This window comes from Streptomyces sp. NBC_01276, assembly GCF_041435355.1.
GTDB lineage: Bacteria > Actinomycetota > Actinomycetes > Streptomycetales > Streptomycetaceae > Streptomyces.
This window is the reverse complement of sequence record NZ_CP108442.1, coordinates 6,333,175-6,358,547: the sequence shown is the minus strand read 5'-3', so window position 1 is coordinate 6,358,547 and position 25,373 is coordinate 6,333,175. Positions and strand designations below refer to the sequence as shown.

The 25,373-nt window shown below is 73.4% G+C and carries 23 protein-coding genes; 6 read left to right on the top strand and 17 right to left on the bottom strand.

The genetic code is table 11. From position 1 onward, the window contains the following. The first annotated feature begins 31 nt into the window (after positions 1-31). The 4 genes from OG295_RS28685 to OG295_RS28670 all read left to right on the top strand — a co-directional run bounded on the left by OG295_RS28685 (position 32) and on the right by OG295_RS28670 (position 4,523). Positions 32-832: a LytR/AlgR family response regulator transcription factor gene (locus tag OG295_RS28685; RefSeq protein ID WP_371679505.1), complete on the top strand. Its 801-nt coding sequence runs from the start codon at positions 32-34 to the stop codon at positions 830-832. Positions 833-1,128: 296 nt separating this feature from the next. Beyond that, positions 1,129-1,404 carry a hypothetical protein gene (locus OG295_RS28680; protein WP_371679504.1) on the top strand — a complete coding sequence of 92 codons (276 nt, stop codon included), beginning with the start codon at positions 1,129-1,131 and terminating at the stop codon, positions 1,402-1,404. A 120-nt stretch (positions 1,405-1,524) separates the two neighbouring features. Further along, positions 1,525-3,252, top strand: a complete 1,728-nt coding sequence (locus OG295_RS28675; RefSeq protein WP_371679503.1) for a cation acetate symporter — start codon at positions 1,525-1,527, stop codon at positions 3,250-3,252. Further along, positions 3,249-4,523 carry a sensor histidine kinase gene (locus OG295_RS28670; protein ID WP_371679502.1) on the top strand — a complete coding sequence of 425 codons (1,275 nt, stop codon included), beginning with the start codon at positions 3,249-3,251 and terminating at the stop codon, positions 4,521-4,523. The genes OG295_RS28675 and OG295_RS28670 overlap by 4 nt, the downstream gene beginning before the upstream one ends. Before the next feature lie 83 nt (positions 4,524-4,606). Here OG295_RS28670 and OG295_RS28665 read toward each other — a convergent pair whose 3' ends face one another. Further along, a complete protein-coding gene (locus OG295_RS28665) occupies positions 4,607-5,845 on the bottom strand; it encodes a serine hydrolase domain-containing protein (protein WP_371679501.1) in 1,239 nt (412 codons plus the stop codon). A gap of 154 nt (positions 5,846-5,999) precedes the next feature. Here OG295_RS28665 and OG295_RS28660 point away from each other — a divergent pair, with 154 nt between their 5' ends. Both OG295_RS28660 and OG295_RS28655 read left to right on the top strand, forming a co-directional pair. Next, the gene (locus OG295_RS28660) at positions 6,000-7,157 is read left to right on the top strand and encodes a sensor histidine kinase (protein WP_371679500.1); all 1,158 of its coding nucleotides are present in this window, start codon (positions 6,000-6,002) and stop codon (positions 7,155-7,157) included. Beyond that, positions 7,148-7,813: a response regulator gene (locus tag OG295_RS28655; protein ID WP_371679499.1), complete on the top strand. Its 666-nt coding sequence runs from the start codon at positions 7,148-7,150 to the stop codon at positions 7,811-7,813. Before OG295_RS28660 ends, OG295_RS28655 begins: the two co-directional genes overlap by 10 nt. Before the next feature lie 127 nt (positions 7,814-7,940). On the opposite strand, the gene OG295_RS28650 is transcribed toward OG295_RS28655, so the two are convergent. The 16 genes from OG295_RS28650 to OG295_RS28575 all read right to left on the bottom strand — a co-directional run bounded on the left by OG295_RS28650 (position 7,941) and on the right by OG295_RS28575 (position 25,368). Continuing rightward, a complete protein-coding gene (locus tag OG295_RS28650) occupies positions 7,941-9,383 on the bottom strand; it encodes a GuaB1 family IMP dehydrogenase-related protein (protein ID WP_371679497.1) in 1,443 nt (480 codons plus the stop codon). A gap of 136 nt (positions 9,384-9,519) precedes the next feature. After that, positions 9,520-10,677 (bottom strand): XdhC family protein, encoded by a 1,158-nt coding sequence (locus OG295_RS28645; RefSeq protein ID WP_371679496.1) that lies wholly within the window; start codon positions 10,675-10,677, stop codon positions 9,520-9,522. After that, entirely contained in the window at positions 10,677-11,969 is a 1,293-nt protein-coding gene (locus OG295_RS28640) for an IS701 family transposase (protein ID WP_371679495.1), read from the bottom strand. The genes OG295_RS28645 and OG295_RS28640 overlap by 1 nt, the downstream gene beginning before the upstream one ends. Before the next feature lie 73 nt (positions 11,970-12,042). Continuing rightward, the gene (locus OG295_RS28635) at positions 12,043-12,687 is read right to left on the bottom strand and encodes a TMEM175 family protein (protein ID WP_371679494.1); all 645 of its coding nucleotides are present in this window, start codon (positions 12,685-12,687) and stop codon (positions 12,043-12,045) included. Between the two features lie 93 nt (positions 12,688-12,780). Further along, positions 12,781-13,122 carry a nuclear transport factor 2 family protein gene (locus tag OG295_RS28630; protein WP_030234121.1) on the bottom strand — a complete coding sequence of 114 codons (342 nt, stop codon included), beginning with the start codon at positions 13,120-13,122 and terminating at the stop codon, positions 12,781-12,783. A 168-nt stretch (positions 13,123-13,290) separates the two neighbouring features. Next, on the bottom strand, positions 13,291-14,760 hold the full coding sequence (locus OG295_RS28625) for an ATP-binding protein (protein WP_371679493.1): 1,470 nt from the start codon (positions 14,758-14,760) through the stop codon (positions 13,291-13,293). Then, positions 14,757-16,028 carry an MFS transporter gene (locus OG295_RS28620; RefSeq protein WP_371679492.1) on the bottom strand — a complete coding sequence of 424 codons (1,272 nt, stop codon included), beginning with the start codon at positions 16,026-16,028 and terminating at the stop codon, positions 14,757-14,759. Before OG295_RS28620 ends, OG295_RS28625 begins: the two co-directional genes overlap by 4 nt. Before the next feature lie 37 nt (positions 16,029-16,065). Continuing rightward, positions 16,066-16,887: a xanthine dehydrogenase family protein subunit M gene (locus OG295_RS28615; protein ID WP_371679491.1), complete on the bottom strand. Its 822-nt coding sequence runs from the start codon at positions 16,885-16,887 to the stop codon at positions 16,066-16,068. Then, positions 16,884-19,448, bottom strand: a complete 2,565-nt coding sequence (locus OG295_RS28610) for a xanthine dehydrogenase family protein molybdopterin-binding subunit (protein WP_371679490.1) — start codon at positions 19,446-19,448, stop codon at positions 16,884-16,886. The genes OG295_RS28615 and OG295_RS28610 overlap by 4 nt, the downstream gene beginning before the upstream one ends. 5 nt (positions 19,449-19,453) lie before the next feature. Further along, positions 19,454-19,960: a (2Fe-2S)-binding protein gene (locus OG295_RS28605; RefSeq protein ID WP_371679489.1), complete on the bottom strand. Its 507-nt coding sequence runs from the start codon at positions 19,958-19,960 to the stop codon at positions 19,454-19,456. Next, the gene (locus tag OG295_RS28600) at positions 19,951-20,568 is read right to left on the bottom strand and encodes an NADPH-dependent F420 reductase (protein WP_371679488.1); all 618 of its coding nucleotides are present in this window, start codon (positions 20,566-20,568) and stop codon (positions 19,951-19,953) included. Before OG295_RS28600 ends, OG295_RS28605 begins: the two co-directional genes overlap by 10 nt. 36 nt (positions 20,569-20,604) lie before the next feature. After that, on the bottom strand, positions 20,605-22,089 hold the full coding sequence (locus OG295_RS28595; RefSeq protein WP_371679487.1) for an aldehyde dehydrogenase: 1,485 nt from the start codon (positions 22,087-22,089) through the stop codon (positions 20,605-20,607). Between the two features lie 26 nt (positions 22,090-22,115). Continuing rightward, entirely contained in the window at positions 22,116-22,856 is a 741-nt protein-coding gene (locus OG295_RS28590) for a type 1 glutamine amidotransferase domain-containing protein (protein WP_371679486.1), read from the bottom strand. 69 nt (positions 22,857-22,925) lie between these two features. Further along, positions 22,926-23,672 (bottom strand): AAA family ATPase, encoded by a 747-nt coding sequence (locus tag OG295_RS28585; protein ID WP_371679484.1) that lies wholly within the window; start codon positions 23,670-23,672, stop codon positions 22,926-22,928. Continuing rightward, the gene (locus tag OG295_RS28580) at positions 23,672-24,931 is read right to left on the bottom strand and encodes a PP2C family protein-serine/threonine phosphatase (protein WP_371679483.1); all 1,260 of its coding nucleotides are present in this window, start codon (positions 24,929-24,931) and stop codon (positions 23,672-23,674) included. The genes OG295_RS28585 and OG295_RS28580 overlap by 1 nt, the downstream gene beginning before the upstream one ends. Next, positions 24,913-25,368, bottom strand: coding sequence for an anti-sigma regulatory factor (locus OG295_RS28575; protein WP_266841494.1), 456 nt, complete (start codon positions 25,366-25,368; stop codon positions 24,913-24,915). Before OG295_RS28575 ends, OG295_RS28580 begins: the two co-directional genes overlap by 19 nt. Positions 25,369-25,373 lie beyond the last annotated feature (5 nt).

The window sequence follows — 25,373 nt, the reverse complement described above, 5'->3', positions numbered from 1 at the left end:
CGGGACGGCCCCGTTGCCTAGAGTGAGCTCCATGCTGCGCGTACTGGCCGTCGACGACGAGAAGCCGCTCCTGGAGGAACTCCTCTACCTGCTGCGCTCCGACCCCCGCGTCAGCAGCGCGGAGGGCGCCTCCGACGCCACCGGAGCGCTGCGCCGGATCACCCGGGCGCTGGAGAGCGGACCGGACGGACCCGACGGCATCGACGTGGTGTTCCTGGACATCCAGATGGCCGGACTGACCGGACTGGACATCGCCCGGCTGCTGACCGGGTTCGCCCGTCCCCCGCTGATCGTGTTCGTCACCGCCCACGAGGGCTTCGCCGTCCAGGCCTTCGACCTCAAGGCCGTCGACTACGTCCTCAAGCCGGTCCGTCCCGAACGGCTGGCGGAGGCGGTCCGGCGGGCCCGCGCCCTGCTGGGCCGGCCGGACGGGGCGGAGCCGGAGGCGGCCGCTGCCGGGGGCGGGGCCGGAGCAGCCGCCGGGGCCGCCGAGCGCGCCCCGGAGCAGATCGCGGTCGAACTGGGCGGCGTCACGCGGTTCGTGGCGATCGCGGACATCGCGTACGTGGAGGCCCAGGGCGACTACGCCCGGCTGCACACCGACGAGGGCAGCCACCTGGTGCGGATCCCGCTGTCCACCCTGGAGGAGCGCTGGGCGGCCCGCGGGTTCGTCCGGATCCACCGGCGCCACCTGGTCGCCCTGGCCAGGATCGACGAACTGCGCATGGACGCCGGGACCACGAGCGTGCGGGTGGGCCCGGCGGAACTCCAGGTCAGCCGCCGCCACGCACGCGAACTGCGGGACCTCCTCATGCGCCAGGCCACGGGCTGACCCGTCCGGCCCGGCACCCGTACCGACCGCCACCCCCGCCCCCGGGCCCCGACCCGATGCGCGGGCCCGCCCGACCGCCCGACCGCCCGCCCGGCCGCCCGACCCCCGGCCGCCCGCCGCGCGGCGCGTGCCGGTCCGCCGCCGTCGGGGACCGCCCGGCGTACCGATGCGCCGTTCGTCGCGCCACGGTGGGCGTACGGCGATCCGCCGGGCCCGTCGGTCGCAGCGCCCGCCGATCCGCCCGCCCGTGGCGCGGGCCGCGCGTATCGTGGATCTTCCGGCCCGGGAGGAGCGAGATGTCCGAGATCCAGGCGCTGTTGGACGCGCTGACCGGACTGCCCCGGACCCGTGCCGCCGGGCCCGCCGAGGCCGAGGCGCTGCTCGCCCGGCTGCGCAGCGCGGCCGCCCGCTGGGCGGAGGTCCTGTACGAGGCGCAGGAGGGCACCCGCGGGCAGTTGCCGCCCCGGGTGGAGGCGGCCCTGACCCTTGCCTTCCGGCGCGCGGAGGAGTCGTACGTGGAGCTGGAGATCGCCCTGCGCGACTGCGCTCGGCACCACGATCCGGCGCTCTGACCAGCGAGCCGCACCCCCGCCGGAACCCCCGCGCGGGTGCCCGGTTCGTGCCTGTCGCCGGGGACGGACGGCTGCGTAGACTCCGGAGACTTCCCTCCCCTCCCCCTCGAAGGACCTCCGGTGAACCAGACGTACGCGCTGACCGCGGTCACCGTCGTCGTCCTGGTCACCGTCCTCGTCGGGGCGCTCGGCCTGCGGATATCGCGGACCACCTCCGACTTCTACGTCGCCTCCCGCACCGTGGGCCCCCGCCTCAACGCGGCCGCCATCAGCGGGGAGTACCTCTCCGCCGCCTCCTTCCTCGGGGTGGCCGGGCTGGTGCTGCTCCAGGGGCCGGAGATGCTCTGGTACCCCGTCGGTTACACCGCCGGCTACCTGGTGCTGCTGGTGCTGGTCGCGGCCCCGCTGCGGCGCTCGGGCGCGTACACGCTGCCCGACTTCGCCGAGGCGCGGCTCCAGTCGCGGGCGGTGCGGCGGATCGCGGTGCTGTTCGTGCTGGGCGTGGGCTGGCTGTACCTGCTGCCGCAGTTGCAGGGGGCCGGGCTGACGCTGGCGGTGCTGACCGGGGCCCCGCACTGGGTGGGCGGGGTGGTCGTGGCCTTCGTGGTCACGGCGGCCGTCGCCGCGGGCGGCATGCGCAGCATCACCTTCGTGCAGGCGTTCCAGTACTGGCTCAAACTCACCGCACTGCTGGTGCCGGCCTTCTTCCTGATCGCCGCCTGGGCCGGGGACGGCGCTCCGCGCGCCTCCTTCGACGCCCCGGCCGTCTTCCGCGAGCACACCGCCGTCACCCTGGGCGAGGACGTACGCCTCTCGGTGGGCGCGCCGCTCACCGTGACGGTGACGGGCCGGGTGGACGGCGCCGACCACGCCGGGGTCCCGGTGACCCTGGACAGCGGCCGGCACTCCGTCGCGGCCCGCACCCGCCTGGAGTTCGCCCCCGGCAGCGTGGTCCCGGACTCGCACTCCGGCCCCGGCCCGGACGCTCCCGGCTGGTCGAAGGCGCTGTCCGGCGGGGAGCACCGGCTGTACGCCACCTACGGGCTGATCCTGGCCACCTTCCTCGGCACCATGGGCCTGCCGCACGTGGCGGTGCGCTTCTACACCAGCCCCCACGGGCGGGCCGCCCGCCGCACCACGCTCGTCGTGCTGGGCCTGCTCGGGGTGTTCTACCTGCTGCCCCAGGTGTACGGGGCGCTGGGCCGGATCTACGCACCGGAGCTGGCGCTGACCGGGGACGCGGACGCCGCGGTGCTCGTGCTCCCGGAACGGGTGCTGGGCGGGCTGCTCGGGGACCTGCTGGGGGCGCTGCTGGCCGGGGGCGCGTTCGCCGCGTTCCTGTCGACGGCCTCGGGGCTGACCATGGCGGTGGCCGGGGTGCTGCACCAGGACGTGCTGCCCCGGCGCGGGGTGGGGACGTTCCGGCTCGCCGTGGCGGTGGCGATGGCGGTGCCGCTCGCGGGCGGGATCATGGCCACCGACGTGCCGGTCGCCGACGCCGTCGGGCTGGCCTTCGCCGTCTCGGCGTCCTCCTTCTGCCCGTTGCTGGTCCTCGGCATCTGGTGGCGCGGGCTGACCCCGCCCGGAGCCGTGGCCGGGCTGCTCACCGGGGGCGGTGCGGCGCTGGGCGCGGTGGTGGCCACCCGGTCCGGGCTGGTCCCGGCGGGCTGGGCGCACGCGCTGCTGGCCTGGCCCGCGGTGTGGTCGGTGCCGCTGGGCTTCCTGACGATGGTGGCGGTGTCGCTGGCGACCCGGTCCCGGATCCCGGCGGGGGCGGCCGCCGCGCTGGCCCGGCTGCACCTGCCCGAGGACGTGGCCGGTGAGCGGGCCGCGGGGGGCGCCCGGTGACCGGGGCGGCGCTCGTGGTGGCGGTGCTGGTGGGCGCGGCCCCGCTGCTGGGGCTGGGCTGGGCCGCGGGCCGGTGGCACGCCGGGCGCGCGGAGCGGGCCGCCGGGCCGGACCTGGGCACCCCGGTGGAGCGGGCCACCTTCCACACCCTGCACACCGCTTCGCTGGCCGCTCCCCCGCTGCGGGCGGGGCTCACCGAGGACGCCGCCCGCAAGGCCGCCCGGCGGCTGCGCTCGCTGCTGGGCACCGAGGCGCTGTGCCTGACCGACCGCGAGGCCGTGCTGGCGTGGGACGGGCCGGGCGCCGACCACCACCAGCGGCGGGCGATGGCGCGGGTGGCGGTGATGCTGGAGTCGGGGCGCAGCCAGAGCGTGCGCACCGAGTGCCAGCGGCCCGGCTGCCCTTTGAAGTGGGCGGTGTTCGCGCCGCTGACGGGCGAGGACGGGCTGCTGGGGGCGCTGGTCGCCTACGGGTCGCGGGAGTCGGCGGTGCTGGTGCGGGCCGCGACGGAGGTGGCGCGCTGGGTCTCCGTACAGCTGGAGCTGTCGGAGCTGGACCGGGCGCGGACGCGGCTGATGGAGGCGGAGATCAAGGCGTTGCGGGCGCAGATCTCCCCGCACTTCATCTTCAACTCGCTGGCCGCGATCGCCTCGTTCGTGCGGACCGATCCGGAGCGGGCGCGGGAACTGCTGCTGGAGTTCGCGGACTTCACCCGCTACTCCTTCCGCCGGCACGGCGAGTTCACCACCCTGGCCGAGGAGTTGCGTTCGATCGAGCGGTACCTGGCGCTGGCCGGGGCCCGGTTCGGGGACCGGCTGAAGGTGACCTTGCAGGTGGCGCCCGAGGTGCTGCCGGTGGCGCTGCCGTTCCTGTGCCTGCAGCCGCTGGTGGAGAACGCCGTCAAGCACGGGGTGGAGGACTCCACCGGGGAGTGCCGGATCACCATCGCCGCCCGGGACGCCGGCGCGGAGGCGGTGCTGACCATCGAGGACAACGGCGTCGGGATGGACCCGGCGCTGCTGCGCCGGATCCTGGCCGGGGAGCGCCCGGGGTCCTCCTCGGGGATCGGGCTGACCAACGTCGACGAGCGGATGCGCCAGGTCTACGGGGACGCGCACGGGCTCGTCATCGAGACGGGCGTCGGCGCCGGCATGAAGATCACCGTCCGGATTCCCAAGTACCGTGCGGGCGTGCACACTTCGGGCCCGGGAGGCGGTGGAGGGGGAGCCGAGGGGGCCGGGCCGTGGCATCCCGCGGACGGGCCGTCCTGACGGGAGCCGCGGCCTGACGGGAGGCGCGGCCCGGCCCGAGGCGCGGCCCGGCCCGAAGGGCGGCCGCCGTCCGGGGCGGGCGGTCACTCTCCCCGTCCGCCGCCGGAGGTGTCGCACAGCGCGCGGTCGACGAGGTCGCTGCCGGCCTCGTGCTGCCGGAGCGTTGCGTCGGGGTCGTTGAAGCTGGTGGACATGGAGACGGTGACGGTGCGGGCGCCGTCGTCGGTGGCGCCGTTCAGGGTGATGTAGCCGGCTTCGCCCCCTTCGTGGCTCCAGTAGCCGCCGCCGCAGGTCAGGGGGCGGCTGACCAGGCCGAGTCCGTAGCGTCCACCGGGCCAGAACGCCTCGACCCGCTTGTCGACCGGGACGGTGTCCCGCATCTCGGCCAGGCGCGCCGCGGACAGCAGCCTGCCGCCCAGCAGTCCACGGAAGAAGCGGTTGACGTCCTCCGTGGTGGAGACGTAGCCGCCGAGGTCGGGGACGATCTGTTCGGTGACGTCGGTCCGTTCGCCGGAGCCGAAGACCTGGTAGCCGTCGGCGTGCGGGCGGCGGAGGGTGGGCGTGGTGCCCGGCAGGTAGGTGTGGTCCATGCCGAGCGGTTTCAGGATCCGGCTGCCCACCTCCTCCTGCCAGGGGCGGCCGGCGGTCTTTTCGACGATCATGCCGAGGACGACGTAGCCGGTGTTGGAGTAGCCCCAGCCGGTGCCGGGCTCGAAGTCCGGGTGGTGCTCCATCGCCCGGGCGACGATCTGTTCGGGGGTGTGGGTGTCGTAGCGGTGCCGGTAGTACTCCTGCGGGGCGTCGAAGCCGGGAAGGTCGTCGTGGAGGCCGCTGGTGTTCTGCAGGAGCCGGCGCACGGTGATCTTCCGTGCGTCGTTTCCGTTGCCGTCGACCACACCGGGCAGCCGGCGCTCCACCGTGTCGTCCAGTGACAGCTTGCCCTCGTCGGCCAACTGCAGGACCACGGTGGCCATGAGCGCCTTGCCGGTGCTGGCCATCCGGAAGTAGCCGTCGCGGGGCACCGGGCCGTTCGTGCCCGCCACGGCGACGCCGGCGGTGGCGACCAGGTCCCGGCCGGAGGCGGTGGTCACCCGCGCCTGGACGCCGGTGACCCCCAGCGCCCGGATGGCATCGGTGTCCCGGCGCAGGTCCTCCTGCCGGTAGCCGGGCGCGGACGCGCCGCCCGAGGGCTGGACGGCCAGGGCCACGCCCGCCGCGACGAGTGCGGCCGCCACGACGGCCGGCCGTCCTCGGCCGGTCCGGCGGCGACGCTGCTGGGACGGGGGCTGCTGCGGCGCGGGGGCCGGGGTCGTGGATCTCATGAACGCCACGCTAGGTAACCGCCGGGTCGCGCGTCGGTACCCCGGACGGCCGTTCGAAACCTACAGGTGGCTGTAGTGCCGCGGGGGCGCCCGGCACGTACCGTGGCGCGTCCGAGGGCCGCTCCCGGTCCCGTACGACGGGCGGAGGGAACCGGTGCACACCGTGATCGACAAGGCCCGGGCACGGCTGCGCCGGACCGGGCCCGGCGGACGCTACCTGCTCGGCACCCTGGTGACGGCGACGGTGACGCTCGTGGCGGCGCCGCTGCTGTGCGTACCGTCGCTGGCGGCCCTCTGGGCGGATCGTCACCGCCGGCGCGCCGGGGCGCTGCTGGGCCGACCGGTGGAGCCGCGTGCGCGCGCCCTGCGCCGCGACCTCGCGTGGCTCGTGACCCAGGTGGCCACCGGCCTGCCCGCGGGCGCGTTCGCCGTGCTGTGCCTGGGCAACCTGCTCCTCACCCTCGTCGTCACCGTGGGGTGGTGGGCCTTTCCCGCCTCGGATCCGCCGAGGCCGCTGCTGCTCGATGTCCCCGTCGACGGCTGGGCCCCCGCGCTGACGGTCAACCTGGCGCAGTTCCTGCTCCTCGGGGCGCTGGCGGTCGTCGTCCTGCCGGCGCTCGCCCGGGTGCACGCGCGGTGCTGCCTGGCCGTCCTGGCACCGTCTCCCGCGCAGCGGCTGGCCGCGCGCGTCACCGAGCTCACCCGGACGCGCGCGGACGTCCTGCAGGCGCACGGCGCGGAACTCCGCCGGATCGAACGGGACCTGCACGACGGCACCCAGGCCCGCCTGGTGGCCATCGCCATCCGGCTCGCCGTGGCCGGGGAAGTCCTTCCCCGGGACCCCGAGGCGGCCGCCCGGCTCGTCCGGCAGGCCCACGCCGAGACCGAGGAGGCCATGACCGAGCTGCGCTCCGTCATCCGCACCATCTACCCACCGGTCCTGGCCGACCTGGGCCTCGTCGGCGCGCTCGGCACCCTGGCCGCCAGGGCCGGCGTGCCGACGCGCATCGACGTCGGCGAGCTCGGCCAGGTCCCCGCGGCGGTCGAAGCGGTCGCCTACTTCGCCGTCACCGAGGCGCTGGCGAACACCGCCCGGCACGGCCGGGCCGCCGGGGCCGTCGTCCGCGTCACCCGCGACGGCGGGATGCTGTCCGCGGAGATCACCGACGACGGGACCGGCGGGGCGGACGCGTCCCGGGGCAGCGGCCTGGACGGAATCCGCCGCCGCGCGGCCGCCCTGGACGGCACCATGAGGATCAGCAGCCCGCCGGGCGGGCCGACCGCCATCACCGTGGAGCTGCCGTGCGCGTAGTCATCGCCGAGGACAACGTCCTGCTGGCCTCCGGACTCGAACTCCTGCTGGGCTCCCAGGGCTTCGAGGTCGCCGCGATCACGGACGACGCCGCCGGTTTCCTCGCCGCCGTCGAGACCCACCGCCCGGACGTCACCATCGTCGACGTGCGGCTGCCCCCGGCCTTCCGCGACGAGGGCATCCGCGCCGCCCTGCGGGCCCGCCGCGACCGCCCCGGACTTCCCGTCCTGGTCCTGTCCCAGTACGTGGAGCAGGAATACGCCGGCCGCCTCCTCTCCGACCCCCGCGGCGGCATCGGCTATCTGCTCAAGGACCGGGTGAGCCGGATCGCGGAGTTCACCGACGCGCTGCGCCGCGTGGCCGCCGGCGGCACGGCCATGGACCCCGAGGTCATCGCCCGGCTCCTCGCCGTCCGCGGCGATCCCGTCGACGCGCTCACCCCCCGCGAGCGCGAGGTCCTGGCCCTGATGGCCGAGGGGCACGACAACGCCACCATCGCCCGGCGGCTGTTCGTCACCGACAACGCCGTCCACAAACACATCGGCGGCGTCTTCCTCAAACTCGGCCTGTCGGCCGGCGACAGCGGCCACCGTCGGGTGCGCGCCGTCCTGGCCCACCTCCGTCGCCACGGCGGCGCCGGACCCGGTCCCGGCTGAGTACGGGACCGGTGGGCGGCGGAGCGCGGCCGGACCGGCGGCCCCGCGGGACGCGACGCCGCCGGTCCGGGTACGCCGGTGGCCCCGGCCGCCCGGGTGGGGCGGGCCGGGGCCACCGGGACGGGGACTAGCTCCAGCTGGCGTGCAGCGGCTTGCCCTCGGCGTAGCCCGCCGCGGACTGGATGCCGACGACCGCCTTCTCCTCGAACTCCGCGAGGGAGCCGGCACCGGCGTAGGTGCAGGAGGAGCGGACACCCGCGATGATCGAGTCGATCAGGTCCTCCACGCCCGGCCGCGTCGGGTCGAGGAACATGCGCGAGGTGGAGATGCCCTCCTCGAACAGCGCCTTGCGGGCGCGGTCGTAGGCCGACTCCTCGGAGGTCCGGTTGCGCACGGCGCGCGCCGAGGCCATGCCGAAGGACTCCTTGTACAAGCGGCCGTCGGCCGACTGCTGGAGGTCGCCCGGGGACTCGTACGTACCGGCGAACCAGGAACCGATCATGACGTTGGAGGCACCGGCGGCGAGCGCCATGGCCACGTCGCGGGGGTGGCGGACGCCGCCGTCGGCCCACACGTGCTTGCCGTACTTCTTCGCCTCGGCCGCGCACTCCAGCACCGCGGAGAACTGCGGACGGCCCACGCCGGTCATCATGCGGGTGGTGCACATGGCGCCGGGGCCCACACCGACCTTGATGATGTCGGCGCCGGCGTCGATGAGGTCCTTGACGCCCTCGGCGGCGACGATGTTGCCGGCCACGATGGGGACCTGCGGGTCCAGCGCGCGCACGGCCTTGATCGCGTTGATCATCGACTCCTGGTGGCCGTGGGCCGTGTCGATGACGATCGTGTCGACGCCCGCGTCGAGCAGCTGCTTGGCCTTGGCCACGAAGTCGCCGTTGATGCCGACGGCGGCGGCGATGCGCAGCTTGCCGTTGGCGTCGGTGGCCGGGGTGTACAGGGTGGCGCGCAGGGCGCCCTTGCGGGTGAGGATGCCGACGAGGCGGCCGTCCTTGTCGACGGCGGGGGCCAGCTTGCGGTGGCCGGCGTCGAGCTGGTTGAAGGCGTCGCGCGGGTCCATGCCGGCGTCGATGAGCAGCAGCTCCTTCGACATGACCTCGGAGAGCTGGGTGAAGCGGTCGACGCCGCTCAGGTCGTGGTCGGTGACGACGCCGACCGGGCGGCCCTCGGAGTCCACGACGACGCCCGCGCCGTGCGCCCGCTTGGGCAGCAGGGACAGCGCGTCGGCGACGGTCTGGGTGGGCGCCAGGGTGATCGGCGTGTCGAGCACGAGGTGGCGGGTCTTCACCCAGGAGATGACGTCGGTGACGACCTCGATCGGGATGTCCTGGGGGATGACGACGATTCCGCCGCGGCGCGCCACGGTCTCCGCCATCCGGCGGCCCGCGATGGCGGTCATGTTCGCCACGACGAGCGGAATGGTCGTGCCGGTGCCGTCGGGCGAGGAGAGGTCGACGCCCTGGCGGGAGCCGACCGCGGAGCGGCTCGGCACCATGAACACATCGTCGTACGTCAGGTCGTACGGCGGCTTCAGGTCATTGAGGAAACGCACGTGCTGAACTTCCCAGTCGATCGGAGGTACCTCGACGGGTCAGCCGAGGAAACGCACGTACTTCATTCTCCCATGTCCGGGGGTTCATGCCGCCCCGGCCGAACGTCCAGGACATACCGGGCCGCGTGGTCGGTTCCTACGGGACCTTGGTCCCGGGGCCCCGGAAGGAGGCCGTCCGGTGCAGGGGCCGGAGGCCTCCGGTGAGGGGTGTGGCGGGGGCCCCGTGGCGCAGTGCGGTGAACTCGGCGGCGATGGACAGGGCCGTCTCCTCGGGGGTGCGCCCGCCCAGGTCCAGGCCGATCGGCGATCTGAGCCGGGCCAGCTCGGCCTCGGTCACCCCCTCGGCGCGCAGCCGGGCGGCCCGCTCGGTGTGGGTGCGGCGCGAGCCCATGGCGCCGACGTAGGCCAGCGGCAGCCGCAGGGCCAGCGCGAGGACGGGTACGTCGAACTTGGCGTCGTGGGTCAGTACGCACACGGCCGTACGGGTGTCCAGGCGCCCGGCGGCGTGCTCCGCGGCGAGGTGCCGGTGGGGCCAGTCCACGACCACCTCGTCGGCGCCGGGGAAACGCTGCGGGGTGGCGAAGACGGGCCGGGCGTCGCACACGGTGACCCGGTGCCCGAGGAAGGCCCCCATCCGAGCCAGGGCGGAGGCGAAGTCGACGGCCCCGTAGACGATCAGCCGGGGCGGTTCGGCGGCGGATTCGACGAGGAGGGTCAGCGGCTCCCCGCACAGCCCGCCGGCGGTGCCCAGTTCGGCGGTGCCGGTGCGCCCGGCGAGCAGCAGGGCCCGTACGCGTTCGGCCGCGGCCCGGTCCAGGGCCGCGCCGCCGCTGAGGCCGCCCACGCAGGTGCCGTCGGCGTGGACGGCCAGGGCCTGCCCGGACTGTCCGGGCGGGCCGCTGACGACGCGGGCGAGGGCGACCCTGGCCCCGTCGGCGGCGGCGTCGAGCACCGAGCCGAGCACGGGCCGTACGGGGTCCTGGCCGCGCACCGGGGTGACCAGCACGTCCAGGATCCCGCCGCAGGTCAGCCCTACCGCGAAGGCGTCGTCGTCGCTGTAGCCGAAGCGGTGCACGCCGCCCTGCCCGGAGGCGATGGCCTCCAGGCACAGCTCGTGCACGGCCGACTCCACGCAGCCTCCGGAGAGGGAGCCGAGAGCGGTGCCGGCGGCGTCCACGGCCAGGGAGGCGCCCGGTCCGCGCGGCGCGCTGCCGCTGACGGAGACCACGGTGGCCAGCGCGAACTCGCGGCGCTCCGCGCACCAGGTCCGCAGGGCCGCGGCGATGTCGAGCATCAGCGGATGACGGCTCTGCGCGGCGACTGCCCGGGGATCAGGGGTCGCGGGGGCAGTACGGCGGGCGGTCTGGCGGCCGGTGCGCCCGTGTAGCGGGCGGGGGCGGTCGTCAGGGGCACGGGGTCGGGGTGCCGGCCGCCGGTGCTGAGCAGCCGGGCGGCGTGGGCGACGCTCGCGAGCGTGGCGTGGTGGTGCCAGCCACGGAAGGAGCGGCCCTCGAAGTCCCGGATGCCGACGGGTTCGCAGGTCTCGGTGAAGTCCAGGGTCACCCGGTCGGTGAGTTTGGCGAGCAGGAAGAGCTGGGCGAGGGGCCGGTCCCCGATGTTGGTGATCCAGAACTCGGAGGGCAGCAGGGCGGCTTCGGTCCAGGCTCCCACGAGCAGCAGCGGGGTGGGCGGTGCGGGCACGGGCCGGTCCTCGGCGGGGGTGGCGAGGATGGGGGCCGAGGTCAGCAGGGTCACCGCTCCCTCGGCGCGGCCGTGCCGGGTCCATTCGACGACCCGGCGCTGGGAGCGCAGCGAGTCGATGAGCTCGCGGGCGGGCGCGGTGTGCGGCCCGGGCTTGTGGCGGCCCGCGCCGCCGAAGGAGACGGGCAGGGAGCCGTCGACCTTGAGGACGAAGGGGATGTCCTGGAGGGCGAAGGCCTCGATGGTCTGGGGCAGGTCGGTGTTGGAGACCTCCATGACGACCGGGCGGCGCTGGAGCTGCCAGGTCGCGGCCATGCGCTGGACGGCGTGGACGGCGTCCTGGGCGGGGGTGAGGGAGCGTGCGGTGTCGGGGATGCCGGCCCTGCGGCGGCGCAGCAGTTCGCTGGTCCAGGGCCCGGGGAGGGTGAGGGTCCATTCGACGGGGAAGCTGGCCTCGCTGGAGGCGAGCCAGATCCCGCCCGCCTGCTGGCAGTTGGCGGTGCGGCCGAGCTGGGGGACGAACTGGCGGCCGACTCCGACGGAGCGGTCGCCGGCCTTCTCGATGACCATGGGCTGTACGACCCAGGCCAGCGGACGCTGGGCGGTGCGTTCCAGGTGCTGGGCGAGCGAGCGGCGTACGGGGGTCCAGTCCCAGGGGGACTTGCTGATGAACTGCTGGAGGCTCTGCTCGACGGAACTGGCCCCTGTTCCGGCGATGTTACGGATTGTTTTCTTCCCGGTGGTCCGCACCAGACCGTTCAGATAAACGCGGGCCCAGTTTCGCTGGTCCCGCCGGGGTAAGGATTCGAAGAAAAGCGAGATCAGTACGTCGATCAAATCGGAGATTTCCTTGATGGAATCCTCCGGCAGGACTACCCGAGCCATCTGGTGCCTCCCCCGCGACCAGCTAGATCCTTTACCCTACTTGACCGGCCAGAACGGCCGTAGGTCCGGGCGGCTACTTCCTGAGGTCGCCGGCAGATTCGAGCCGCTCTTCCTCTACCACGAGCGGGATGGGGATCTGGTTCGCCGCATAGTAGAGCGCGATCAGAAAGTGTGCGACGAGAGTGAGGGGTGCCGAGAAGAAGGACAGAAGGACGGTCAAGGGGTAGGCGACCGCGCCCAGTCCGAATCGCACCCGGGTGGCCCGGGCACCCTCTTTGTCGACCTTTTCGTGGAAGAGGTGGCCGACCTGGGTGACGTACCACCAGAAGCCCAGGAAGGCGAGAGCGTACACGACGGTCCACGAACTGTAGAGGATCGCGGCCACGTTGGCCGATTCCCCGTCCGTGAGGTGCTCGGCGAGGACGTTGGTCGTGTACGGAATCACCGACACCACCATCAGCACCAGGAGATTCAGGAACAACAGCGGCCGGTCGACCCGCTTGAGGTGACTGAAGATCGTGTGGTGATTCACCCACATCACACCGATGATGAGGAAACTCACGAGATATGCGGCGTAATGCGGCCATTGCTCCAGGAGTCCGTGCCACAGGGCCGCGCCCTGCTCTTCCGGAACCTTTAACTCCAGCACCAGAATGGTGATCACGATGGCGAACACGCCATCACTGAACGCCTCCACCCGGTTGGTTTCCTGCTCCATGACCCGCGGCCTCCCCTTCACCGAATCATTCACGTGTGCGGGGAGGGCCCACGCCCTGCACCCTCCCCGCACACGCTACCCAGGAAAGGGCCGTCAGCCGCCGAATCCGGCGGTCTGGCGCCAGATCCGGCCATCGCGGACCACCAGCGTCCCGAACGCGTGCTCCGGCTCGCCGTTCAGGTTCATGATCGCCCGATAGAAGATGGTGTCCTCCGTCTCGATGTACTCCTGCAGTTCGACCAGCGTGGGCTTCACCGTGAGATATCCGGTGAACGTCTCGCGAACGGCCTCGATGCCGACCGAGGCCCCCTCGAAGCGCAGCAGGACGGCGTCCTCCGTGTAGTTCTTCATCACCGCCTCGATGTCCAGCGCGGCCAGCGCCTCCATCTGGCGGACGAAGACGGGGTGCAGCGTGGCGATGTCGTACTTGGCCATGTTCGACTCCCTTTCCTGACATCCGGCTGACAGCGGGTCGGCCGGCACGGGTACGTGGTGACGGATGTGCTGGAGACGGATCTGCTGGTGACGGACGGGTCGGTGACCGACCGGTCGGTGACGGGCGGGTCAGTGACGGACGGGCGGGTCGCGGACGGCCGGTCGCGCTCAGCCGGTGGCGGCCGGCGCGAGCGGCAGGCGGACGACCATCCGGGTCTCGCCCGGACGGGAGCGGGCCGCGATCGACCCGTGGTGGCGCTGGGTCACGATCCGGTAGCTGAGGTGCAGCCCCAGGCCCGTGCCCTTGCCCACGTCCTTGGTGGTGTAGAAGGGCTCGAAGATCCGCGGCAGGACGTCCTCGGGGATCCCCCGCCCGGTGTCGGTGATCTCCACGACCATGCAGACCCCCTCGGCGCGGGCCCGCAGCGTGAGCACGCCCGCGCCCTCCATCGCCTCGGCGGCGTTGTCGACCAGGTTGGTCCACACCTGGTTCAGCTCGCCGGGATAGCCCGTGAGATCGGGCAGCTCCGGGTCGTAGGCGCGCACGATGGTGATGCCCGCCAGCTTGGACCGCAGCACGACCAGGGTGTTCTCCAGGCCGTCGGTGACCGCGAACCGCTGCTCGGGGGCCCGGTCGAGGTTGGCGTAGTCCCGGGTGGCGGCCACCAGCTGGGAGATCCGGGGGCCCGCGGCACGCAGTTCGGCGGCCAGCGAGCGGGCCTCCAGCAGCGCCGCAAGGTGGTCCAGGGCGGCGGGCAGCGCGGTGTCGCCGACCTCCTCCAGCCGCGCCGGCAGCCAGTCCGGCTCCAGTCCCAGGTCGGCGGCCCCCGAACCGAGCAGGCCGGGACGTTCGGCGCCGGCCGCCGCGGCCCAGTCGGCGATCTCCTCCTCGGCGTCCGCCTGGGCGAGCGGATCGGTGGTCCCGGGCGGCGGGAGCTTGTCGAGTTCCCCGGCGAGGCGGTCCAGTACGGAGCGCTCCGCGCCCGTGGCGGCCGCGCCCCACGCGTACGCGGTCCCGGTCAGCCGCTCCAGGGCGGGCTCCAGTTCCTGCGCGGCCCGCGCCACGGCGGCGGCCGGGTTGTTCAGCTCGTGCGCGAGCCCCGCGGCGAGGGTGCCCAACGCCTCCACCGTTGCGCGCTTGCGCGCCTGGACCTCGGAGGACTTGATCCGCCACGCCAGGACGGGCAGCAGCACGGCCGCCACTCCGTGGCAGCGGGTCAGCATCTCGAAGAACACCGGCTTGGGGTAGGCCACGACGGTCGTCGCCGGCCCGCTGGCGGCCGCGGTGGCCACGTAGGAGCCCTCCGTCAGCAGGGGCAGCTCCCCGGTGAAGCGGTGGGCGGCGGAGGGTTTGCCGTCGTGCTCCTCGGCGGCGGCCCCGCCCTCCTCGGTGGAGTGCCGGGTCAGGACCTCCTCCCGGCCGTCGACGACCTTGGTGACCACGAGCCCGCCGGAGAGCAGGACGTGGAAGCCGGTCGCCTCGTCCCCGTCGTGGAAGAGGACCTCCCCGTCGCCGAGGACCCGCGGTTCGGAGACCGAGACGAGCCAGTCCAGCTGTTCCCCGGTGAGCCCCGCGAAGATCTCCAGCCCGTACAGGGCGGACCTCAGCTCCGTGGCGTCCATCGCCGCTCCGGTCACACCGTGCTCCCCTCTGCCCTGGTGCGGGAGGCCAGCCGCAGGGTCGTGAACAGGGCCAGCGCGCACACTCCGGCGACGGCGGCCATGAAGCCGACCGAGGTGCGGTGCAGGCCGTGGATGTTGGTCAGCAGTCCGGCGAGGACCGCCGGGACGCTCATGGCGAGGTACGCGAACACGTAGACGGCGGCGGTCAGTTCGCCGCGGTGCTCGGGCTCGGCGAGCGCGCTGAGCGCACGGAAGGAGCCGAGGAAGGCGGCCCCCCAGCCGCTGCCGAGGACGGCGGTGGCGACGAGGAACACGGCCGGCGAGCCCAGGCCCAGCGCGAGCAGCACCAGGGCGAGGCCCAGGAGCAGCCCGATCAGGCCCAGCACGGCGGTGCGCAGCGCCTCGGTGCGGCCCAACAGCAGCTGGGCCGCGGTGGCCGCGCCCGCGAGCAGGGCCACCGTGGCGCCTCCGGCCAGGTAGTTGGTGCTGTGGAGCAGGGAGAGGGCCAGGTGCGGGCCCAGCGACAGGTAGAACCCGCCGACCGTCCACACGGCGACCACGGTCAGCACCAGCACCGCGAACCGCCCGCGCGCGGCGGCGGGCACCCTGATCCGGTGCGGCACCACCCGGAGCCGGCCGCCCGCCCCGGGAGCGCTCTCGGCCATGCGCGCCACGCCGACCAGGGTGATCGCGAAGGCCCCGACCAGCAGCAGGTAGCTGAGCACGGTGGGCGCGGGCGCGTACTGGACGAGGAGCCCCGCCCCGAGCCCGCCGAGGCCGATGCCGACGGTCGGTCCCGCGCTGTTGACCTGGGCGCCCAGCGCGGGCCGCGAGCGCGGGCTGAGTTCCAGCAGGGCCGCGCCCATCGCCCCGGTGGCCAGGCCCACCGCCAGCCCCTGGACGGCGCGGGCGGCGAGCAGCAGGCCCAGTCCCCCGGCCCCGGCGAACAGGCCCATGGAGACGATCGCCAGGACCAGTGCGGCTCCGAGGACCGGCCGGCGGCCCACGGTGTCCGAGAGGGAGCCGAACAGCAGCAGTCCGGCGAGCACGGTGACGGCGTAGGCGGCGAAGACCACCGTGACCGTCCCCGAGGACAGGCCCCACCTCTCCTGGTAGAGCACGTAGAGGGCGGAGGGCACGGAGGAGGAGAGCATCAGCAGGACGAGGACGGTGCCCACCACCCAGAAGCCCGACGGTCTGGCCGCGCCGCCCGGGGCGGCCGCGCCGGCGGCCCGGTGGTCCACCGTGCCTCCTGTGGTCGTCGTCTCGGCCGGTTCGGCCATGGCGTCTACTCCCCTCCTCCTGGTGCCCGGCGGGCGGTCAGGCGGTGATCCGGGCCGCCCTCGCCAGCGCGCGGGCGGTGAGCACGCCCGCGAGGTGGCCCAGGTATTCGGCCGAGGTGCCGCGCCCGGGGACGAACAGCTCCCGGGGCTCGGCGCGGAAGGCCGCGAGCACCGCCTCCGTCGTGTACGGGCCGCCGCGCAGCCGGTCCTCGACCCCGCGCAGGCGCAGGGCGCGGGGGGTGGCTCCGGTGACGGCGATCCGCGGCCCGTCGGCGGTGATCCGTACGCAGGCCGCGCACAGCGGGTAGCGGGTGGCCCGGTCGGCGGCCTTCTCGAAGGCGGCGGCCGGGCCGGCGGCGGGCACCAGCAGGGCGGTGAGCACCGATCCGGCGGGCACCCCGCCGGCGGTGAACTCCTCGGCGCCCACCCGGGTGCGCCCGCCGGGGCCGGCCAGTTCCACCTCGGCGCCGGCGGCGAGGGCGGCGACCGGCAGGTCGGTCGGCCGGCCCGGGACCGCCAGGTTGCCGCCGGCGGTGCCGAGGTTGCGGACCTGGGGGTCGCCGTTGGCGCGGGCCGCGGCGGCCAGCTCCGGCGCCCGCTCCCGCACCAGGGGGTGCGCGGCGAGTTCGGCGAGGGTGGTCAGGGCCCCGACGCGCAGGGTCCCGTCGGCGCCGGAGATCCCCCGCAGCTCCTCCAGGTGGCGTACGTCGACCAGCAGCCGGGCCCGGTCGGTCCCGGCGCGCAGGCCGGGCAGCAGGCTCTGGCCGCCCGCCAGTACCCGGGCGCCGGGCCCGGCGAGCAGGTCCAGGGCCTCGTCGAGGCGCAGGGGGCGGACGTAGTCGAATTCGGTGAGGATCACTGCGTCTCTCCCTGCAGGCGGCGCCACACCTTCTCGGGGGTGAGCGGCATGTCGATGTGCCGGACGCCCAGGTCGGAGAGGGCGTCGACGACCGCGTTGACCACCGCGGCGGCGGGCGGCACGGTGGCGATCTCGCCGGCCCCCTTGGCGCCGAGCGGGTTGTGCGGGGAGGGCGTGACGGTGCGGTCGAGGGCGAAGAAGGGGACGTCGGCGGCGCGCGGCAGGGCGTAGTGGTTCAGGTCGGAGCTGATCAGGACGCCGTTCTCGTCGTACTCGGCCGCCTCCATCAGCGCCTGGCCGAGGCCGTGCACGATGCTGCCCTCGATCTGGCCGTCGACGATCTTCGGATTGCCGATGTTGCCGGCGTCGTCGACGGCGGTGTACGCCACCACCTCGGTCTCCCCGGTGAGTTCGTCGACCTCGACGACGGCGACGTGCGTGCCGAAGGGGTAGTTGAAGTCCGGCGGGTCGAAGTGCGTGGTCTCGTCGAGGGCCGGCTCGATCTCCGGGGGCAGTCCCCAGCCGTACCACATGGCCATGGCCAGTTCGGAGAAGGTCTTGGTGTTCGCGGGGTTGCCGTCCTCGTGGACGGCGCCGCCCCGGTAGACGACCTTGTCCTCGGGGACGCCCAGGAAGACGGCTCCGGCCCTGACCAGTTTGGCCTTGATCTTGCGGGCGGTGAGGGCGACGGCGGGGGCGGCCATGCTGTAGGAGCGCGAGCCGTAGGTGCCCTGCCCGTAGGGGGCCTTGAGGGTGTCCCCCTCGTACACCTGGACCTGGGAGGGGTCGATGCCCAGCTCGTCGGCGGCGACCATAGCGAAGACGGTGTGGTGGCTCTGGCCGGTGGAGGCGGAGCCGACGGTGACGGCCACCTCGCCGGTGGGGTGGACGCGGATGTTCGCGCTCTCCCAGGTGCCGCCGAGCATGCCCTCCTTGGACATCCGGGTGGAGGGGCCGACCCCGCAGATCGCGACGTAGGTGGCGATGCCGACGCCGAGCCGCTTGCCGCGGGTACGGGCCTCGGCCTTGCGGGCGGGCATGCCGGCGTAGCCGGACAGTTCGATGGCCCGGTCGAAGTTCGGCAGGTAGTTCCCGGAGTCGTAGGTCCAGCCCAGACCGTTGTCGTACGGGAACTCCTCCTTCGGCACCAGGTTCCTGCGCCGGACCTCCGCCGGGTCCATGCCGATCTCCCCGGCGTAGCGGTCGACGAGGCGTTCCATCAGGAAGGCGGCCTCCGCGCGCCCGCTGCCGCGCTGGGCGCCGAGCGAGACGGTGTTGGTGAAGGCGGCGTAGACCTCGCAGAAGGCGGCGTCGACGGCGTACATGCCGGTGATGGAGCGGCCCATCAGGGCGGTGGCGACGCCGGGGCCGATGGTGGAGGGGTAGGCGCCGAGGTTGGCGTAGCTGGTGCAGCGCACGGCGGTGATGCGGCCGTCGCGGGTGCCGGCGAGGGTGACGTGCTGGCGGTGGTCACGGCCCTGGACGGTGGAGTTCATCAGCCCGGTGCGGGTGTCCACCCATTTCACGGGCCGGCCGAGCGCCTTCGACAGGAGCAGGACGAGCGCCATGTCGGGGTAGAGGTAGCCCTTGGTGCCGAAGCTGCCGCCGACGGTGGGGGCGATCACCCGGAGCTTGTTGAAGGGGATGCCGAGGACCAGGGCGGAGAGCAGGAAGCGGTGGTTGTGCGGGCCCTGGGTGGTGGCGTAGAGGGTGTACTCGCCGGTGGTGGCGTCGTAGTCGCCGACCGCGCCGCGCGGCTCGATGGGGCTGTTGATGGTGCGCTGGTTGACCAGGTCGAGCTCCACCGTGACCTCGGCTCCGGCGATGGCCGCGTCGGTGCGGTCCTTGTCGCCGCAGGTCCAGTACGCGTTCAGGTTCCCGGGGACGGCCTCGTGCAGCTGGGGTGCGCCTTCGGCGAGGGCCGCGTCGGCGCGGGTGACCACGGGCAGCGGCTCGTACTCGACGGAGATCGCGGCCAGCGCGGCGGCGGCCTGGCGCGGGGTCTCGGCGACGACCACGGCGATGGGGTCGCCGACGTGGCGGACGGCGTCGCCGGTGAGGACGGGGCGGGCGCCGGGCAGTCCGTAGGGGTGGGGCGGGAAGTGGCTCTCGACCCCTCCGGGGATCCAGATGCACGGCAGCGGCATCACGTCGGTGAAGTCGGCGGCGGTGGCGACCTTGAGGACGCCGGGCATCTGTTCGGCGGCCTTGGTGTCGATGGAGAGGAGCTTCGCGTGGGCCACCGGGCTGCCGAGGATCGCCATGTGGGCGGTGCCCGGCAGGTCGATGTCCGCGACGTACGTGGCCTCACCGCGCAGCAGCCGCGGGTCCTCGCGGGCGTCCATCGGCTGGCCGAGGACGGCGTGCTCCGCGGGCTCGGCGGCGGTCGCGGGCGCGTCGTCCATCACGTCCGTGGCTCCGTCGGCGGCGGTGGCGTCCCGCACCGCGGTGGTGTCCTCGACGGCTGCGGTGTCCTCAACGGCTGTGGCGTCCCGCACGGTTGCGGCCCCGTCGGCTGTGGCCCCGCCGGCTGTGGCGGTCTCCCCCGGCACTGCGGTCATCTCCCTCAGCCCTCCCGTCCGGGCACGCCGGCCTCGGCGGCGGGGGCGCAGGCGCGCTGTACCCCGCGGACCACGCTGTGGTAGCCGGTGCAGCGGCACAGGTTGCCGGTGAGCCACTCGCGGATCTCGGGCTCGGTGGGCGCCTCTCCGCCGGCGCTGGTCTCGACGAGCTCGCCGAGGGCCATGACCATGCCGGGGGTGCAGAAGCCGCACTGGGTGCCGTGCTCCTGGCGCAGGGCCTCCTGGAGGCCGGTCAGCTCTCCGCCCCGCTCGGACACGCCCTCGATGGTGGTGACCTCCGAGCCGGCGGCCGCGGCGGTGAGGATCAGGCAGCTCTTGACCGACCTGCCGTCGAGCCGGACCACGCAGGTCCCGCACTGGCCGGTGTCGCAGCCGACCTTGGTGCCGGTGAGCCCGAGTCCGTCGCGGAGCCGCTCCACGAGGAGTTCGTTGGGCTGCGCCGCGAACCGCTCCGGTCTTCCGTTCACGTTCAGGTTCAGGTTCAGATCCATGCGAGCGCCTGCGCTTCCGTGAGCGACCGGTTGTAGAGGGGACCGCCGGGCTGCTGGAGAATTCCTCCGGAGTGCAGCGGGCCGGTGTCGACGGGCACGAATCCGAGGTCCGCGATGATTCCCGCGACGATTTCCTTCGCCTTCGCGTCGTCGCCCGCCGTGAAATGGGCCAGGCGCTCGGACGGCTGTCGTCCGGGGGCGGTCCCGGCGACGGCGAGGGTCTCGAAGTACATGGTGTTCAGGGATTTCACGATCCGGGCGCCGGGGTACCACTCGGCGACCAGTTCGCTGGAGCCGCGGCCCGCCGGGTCGGCGGCCCCGGGGCCGTCGAAGGCGTTGGTGGCGTCCACCAGCACCTTGTCCTGCACGACGTGCGGGGGCAGCAGCCCCCGCACGGTGGCGAAGGGCACCATCAGCACCAGGAGGTCGGCCTGCCCGGCCGCCTGGACGGGGTGTCCCGCCGCGGCGCCGGGTCCGAGCTCGGCCAGCAGCGGGGCGAGCGACCGCGGCCCGCGCGCGTTGGCGAGGACGACCTGGTGGCCCGCCGCCACGAGGATCCTGGCGAGGGTCGAGCCGATCCGCCCGGTGCCGATGATGCCTGTCCGCATGGGGACTCCTCGATCGGGGGTCCGGCCGGGTGGACCTCAGTCCATCCCGATCCAGACCGACTTGGTCTGCGTGTAGCTCTCCAGGGATTCCGGTCCGCACTCGCGTCCGTAGCCGGAGGCCTTGTAGCCGCCGTAGGGCACGGAGGGGTCGTACTGGTTGTAGCAATTCACCCAGACCGTGCCCGCCTTGATCTGCGAGGCGACCCGGTGGGCCCGCCGCAGGTCCTTGGTGTGGACCCCTGCGGCGAGGCCGTACGCGCTGTCGTTGGCGATGCGTACGGCGTCTTCCTCGGTGTCGAAGGGGATGATCGACAGGACGGGTCCGAAGATCTCCTCCTGGGCGATCCGCATGGAGTTGTCGACCCCGGTGAAGACGGTCGGCAGGAAGTACAGGCCCCTGCTGGAGGCACCCTCGGGGGTCCAGCCGGCGCCTCCGGTGCGCAGTACCGCGCCTTCCTTCTCGCCGATCTCGATGTAGGAGCTGACCTTGTCGAACTGGCCCTGGTGGGCCAGTGGTCCGAAGAGGGTCCCGGGGTCGCGCGGGTCCCCGGGCCTGAGGCCGGCGGCCCGGCGCACCAGGCGTTCGACCATCTCGTCGTGGATGGGGCGGTGCAGCAGCAGCCGGGAGCCGGCGGTGCAGATCTCGCCCTTGTTGTAGTAGATGCCGAAGAAGGCGAGTTCCTCGGCGGCGTCGAGGTCGGCGTCGGCGAAGACGATGTTGGCGGACTTGCCGCCGAGTTCCATCGTCACCTTCTTCAGGGTGCCGGCCGACTTGCGGATGATCGACTGGCCGACCGCGGTGGAGCCGGTGAAGGCGATCTTGTCGATGCCGGGGTGGTCCGTGAGGGTCTCCCCCAGTTCCACGCCGGGACCGGTGATGACGTTCAGCACCCCGTCGGGGATCTCCGCCTCCTGGAAGAGTTCGGCGATCTTCAGGGCGGTGAGCGGGGTGGCCGGGGAGGGCTTGTGGACGACGGTGTTCCCCGCCGCGAGGGCGGGGGCGATCTTCGTCATCGACAGCAGGAGCGGGAAGTTGAAGGGGGTGATGGCGCAGACGACGCCCAGCGGTTCGCGCAGCGTGTACGCGAGCTGTCCGCCCGCCGGGGCCCGGGAGGACCCGTCGACGCGGGTGACCGCGCCGGCGTAGTAGTGCATCAGCTGGGCGGCCATGGGGGCGTCGACGGTGCTGGAGAAGGCGAACGGCTTGCCCATGTCCACCGTCTCCAGCAGGGCGATCTCCTCCAGGTCCCGCTCGATCAGTTCGCCGACGCGGTTCAGCCGCAGCGCGCGCTCCTGGGCGGAGAGCCGGCTCCAGGGACCTTCCTCGTAGGCCGTGCGCGCCGCGGTGACGGCGGCGTCGGCGTCGGCCGCGGAGGCCTGGGCCACCGGAACGATCTCCTGTCCGTCGATCGGGCTGACGTCCGGTTCGGTACGGCCGTCCCGGGCGGGGATCCATCTGCCGCCGATGAACAGCTTCCCGGGGTTGGCCAGAGGTCGGTCGCTGAGCACGCGCTGGGTCATGGCTGCACCTTCCGGTGTCGCGGGGGCTAGCCCTGGTCGAGCTGCTTCAGGAACGTCTCGGCGAGGGCCTTGGAGGAGTACGGGTTCTGGCCGGTGGTGAGCCTGCGGTCCACCACCACGTGCGAGTCCCAGATCGCTTCGGCCTTCTCGTAGCGGGCGCCGAGCCTGGTGAGTTCGGCCTCCAGGATCAGCGGGAGCCGGCCGGCCATGTTGGTGACCAGTTCCTCGGCGTGCGAGAAGGCGGTCATCCGGTAGCCCTCGAACGGCCAGCGGCCCTCGCCGTCGCGCAGGGACAGGAGCGCGGTGTGGCCGTGGCAGACCGTGGCGAGCGGCTTGTCCCGCTCGATGGCCCAGCGCAGCAGCTGGGCGAGTTCGTCGGACTTGGGCAGGTCGCCGATGGCCCCGTGGCCGCCGCTGACGTAGATGCCGTCGTAGTCGGCGATGTCCTTCTCGCCGAGGGATTCCAGGGCGATGGGGTGCTGGAGCCCAGGGGTCTGCCCGATGACGCGGACGTACTCGGCGGCGTTGGCCGCGTCCTCGTCCGGGGAGCCTTCGGGCCGGACCCACCGCAGGAAGCCGGGGTCGATGCTGGTCGGGTCGACCGTGGGTGCCGCGCCCCCGATCGTCGCCACGTCCACGGTGTGGCCGGCGGCCCGGAAGAGGGTATAGGGAACGACGAATTCCTCTGCCCAGAATCCCGAGGGGTGCTGTTCCCCGTCCAGGAGATGAAGCGTGGCCTTTGCCGTCATGACGACGAGAATCTTCATGATTCTCTCCTTGTTCTGGATTCGCTGCCGATTCAACACGCCCCCTTCCAGGGGCGTAAGGGGTGGACCTCAGGCCCGCGATACTTCGTCACGTGCGTCCAACGCCGAGAGGATCGCGCGGAATTCACCGACCAGGGGGTGGTCGGGAAGGGCTTCCGCGAATATGCGCTCCCCGTACAGGGAGGCCATTTGTGGCACGTACGGGAGAATTCCGGCCAGCGGAGCCCCGTAGACCTCCTCGGCCCGTCGGCGGACGGTCTCCCGGTCGACTCCCTCGGGGGCCATGCTCAGTACGAGGGCCCGCCGGCAGGCCAGCCGTCCGACCAGGGCGATGGTCTCCTCGACCCCGGAGAGGTCGACGCGGTCCGCCCGCGCCATGATCAGGACGATGTCGGCGCTGCCCATGGCGGTCACCGACTCGTTGTTCAGTCCGGCGTGCGTGTCGAGCAGCAGCACGTCGAGCGCGAACCGCTGCGCCAGCCGGTCGAAGCCCTCCGGGAGCAGCCCCACGTCGTACCCGGTGGTCATCAGCTCCCGCAGGGACGCCGTGCCGGACCGGGCCGGTACGACGTACAGCCCGGGCAGGACGGTGCGGCGGGCCGCGGCCTCGATCTCGCAGCGGCCCAGGAGGTAGTCGGCCAGCGAGCCCGGACCCGGTCCGATCCCGAACAGCAGGTCGAGGGTCGGCGACTGGAGGTCGGTGTCGACCGCCCCCACCCGCAGTCCCCCGGCGGCCAGCAGGACCGCGAGGTTGGCCAGCACCGAGGACTTCCCGGTGCCGCCGCGGTGCGAGTGCACCACGATGGTCCGGGTCATCACGCCACCACCCGGTAGCCGTCGCCGGCCACGTGCGGCCCCCGCGCCGCACGTGGCCGGTGCAGGGCCAGCATGGTCACGTCGTCGTGCTGTTCGGCGGTCCCGGTGTGGCGGCGCACGGCCAGGTCCATCCGGTCCACCACGTCCCGGCCGCTCGCCGGGGGGCCGGCGAGCAGTTCCAGCATCCGTTCGTCGCCGAGGAAACTGCCTTCGGGGCAGCGGGCCTCGGGTACTCCGTCGGTGAAAACGAACAGGGTGTCGCCGGGGTCCAGCTGGGCGTAGCCCAGGGTGTAGACGCAGTCCGGCAGCACGCCGACGGCCGGTCCCGTCACGTCGAGGGGCCGTGGCAGGGCGCCCTCGCCGGAGAGCAGCAGCGGCGGGTTGTGGCCGCCGTTGATGTAGACGAGGCTTCCGGTGAGCGGGTCCAGGACGCCGAAGAAGAGGGTGGCGAAGTAGCCCTGGCGCAGGTGGTTGCGGGTGAGGTAGCCGTTGGTGGCGGTGACCGCGTTGAGCAGCGGGGTGGCGCCGACGACCGGGGTGCGGCGGCTGCCGCCGGTGCGGCCGGCCGCCATCAGGTGCTGGAGTCCGCTGTTCTCGGCGGTGTGGCGCAGCAGGGAGCGGATCAGGGCCATGAAGAGGGCGGCGCCGACGCCCTTGTCGCAGACGTCGGCGACGACGACGGCGAGGCGCCGGCCCCGGGAGAGTTCGAAGACGTCGTAGAAGTCCCCGGCCACCTGGCGGGCGGGGCGGAAGCGCACGTCGATCTCCCAGCCCTCGGGAACGGGCAGTGATTCGGGCAGGAAGCCGGCCTGGATCTCGCGGCCGATCTCCAGTTCCTTCTCGTATCCCATGAGTTCGGCGCGGGCGTCGGCCTCGCGCAGGGTGCGGCCCAGTCCGGCCCGCTCGGAGCAGCTGTGCAGGCGGGCGCCGACGAGGGCGGGCAGGAAGGGCGGGACGAGGTAGTCGTGGCCGATGCTGACGTGCCGCTCCAGTGCGGCGAAGGCCGTGACGGTCCAGACGACCACGATGGGGGCGCCGGCCCAGCGGCGCAGCCGGCGTACGGCGCTGCGCACCGCTTCCCCGTCGGCCTCGGCGGGGGCGAGCAGCACGTCGGCGAGGGGCAGTGCCTCCAGTCGGCCGAGCAGCAGTTCGGACAGCGTGCGGGTGACGAGTTCCGCGTCCATCAGCCGGAGTGCTTCGAGCAGGTCGGCGGGTGGCGGCGGGTCCGCGTCCAGGATGATCACGGTGGTGGAGGGCATGCGTCCGTCCCCTCGGCCTTGACGGTCAGCGTGCTGATGTTGCGGCCGTCCCTGCGGGCGTAGGCGTACGTGTCCACGCTGGTCAGGGCCAGGTGGATGCCGAGGCCGCCGACCCGCCGCCGTTCCGGGGGGATCCCGGGGGCGGGGGGCAGGCGGCCTTCGACCGGGTCGAACGCGGGGGCGGTGTCCTCGATGACGATCCGCACCCCGTCGGGACCGCAGCGGCCGCGGACGGTGATCCGTCCGTCGCCGCCCCGGTACCCGTGCATCACGATGTTCGTGGCCAGCTCGTCCACCGCCAGCCGGATCCGGTACGTGGCCCCTTTGCCGAGGCCCGCCCGGCCGGCCAGCAGCAGGACGAACGCGGCGATCTCGCCCAGTGCCCCCACGGTCGCGGGCACCTCCAGTACGGCGGGCTTCCTCGCCAGTCCGACCATCTCAC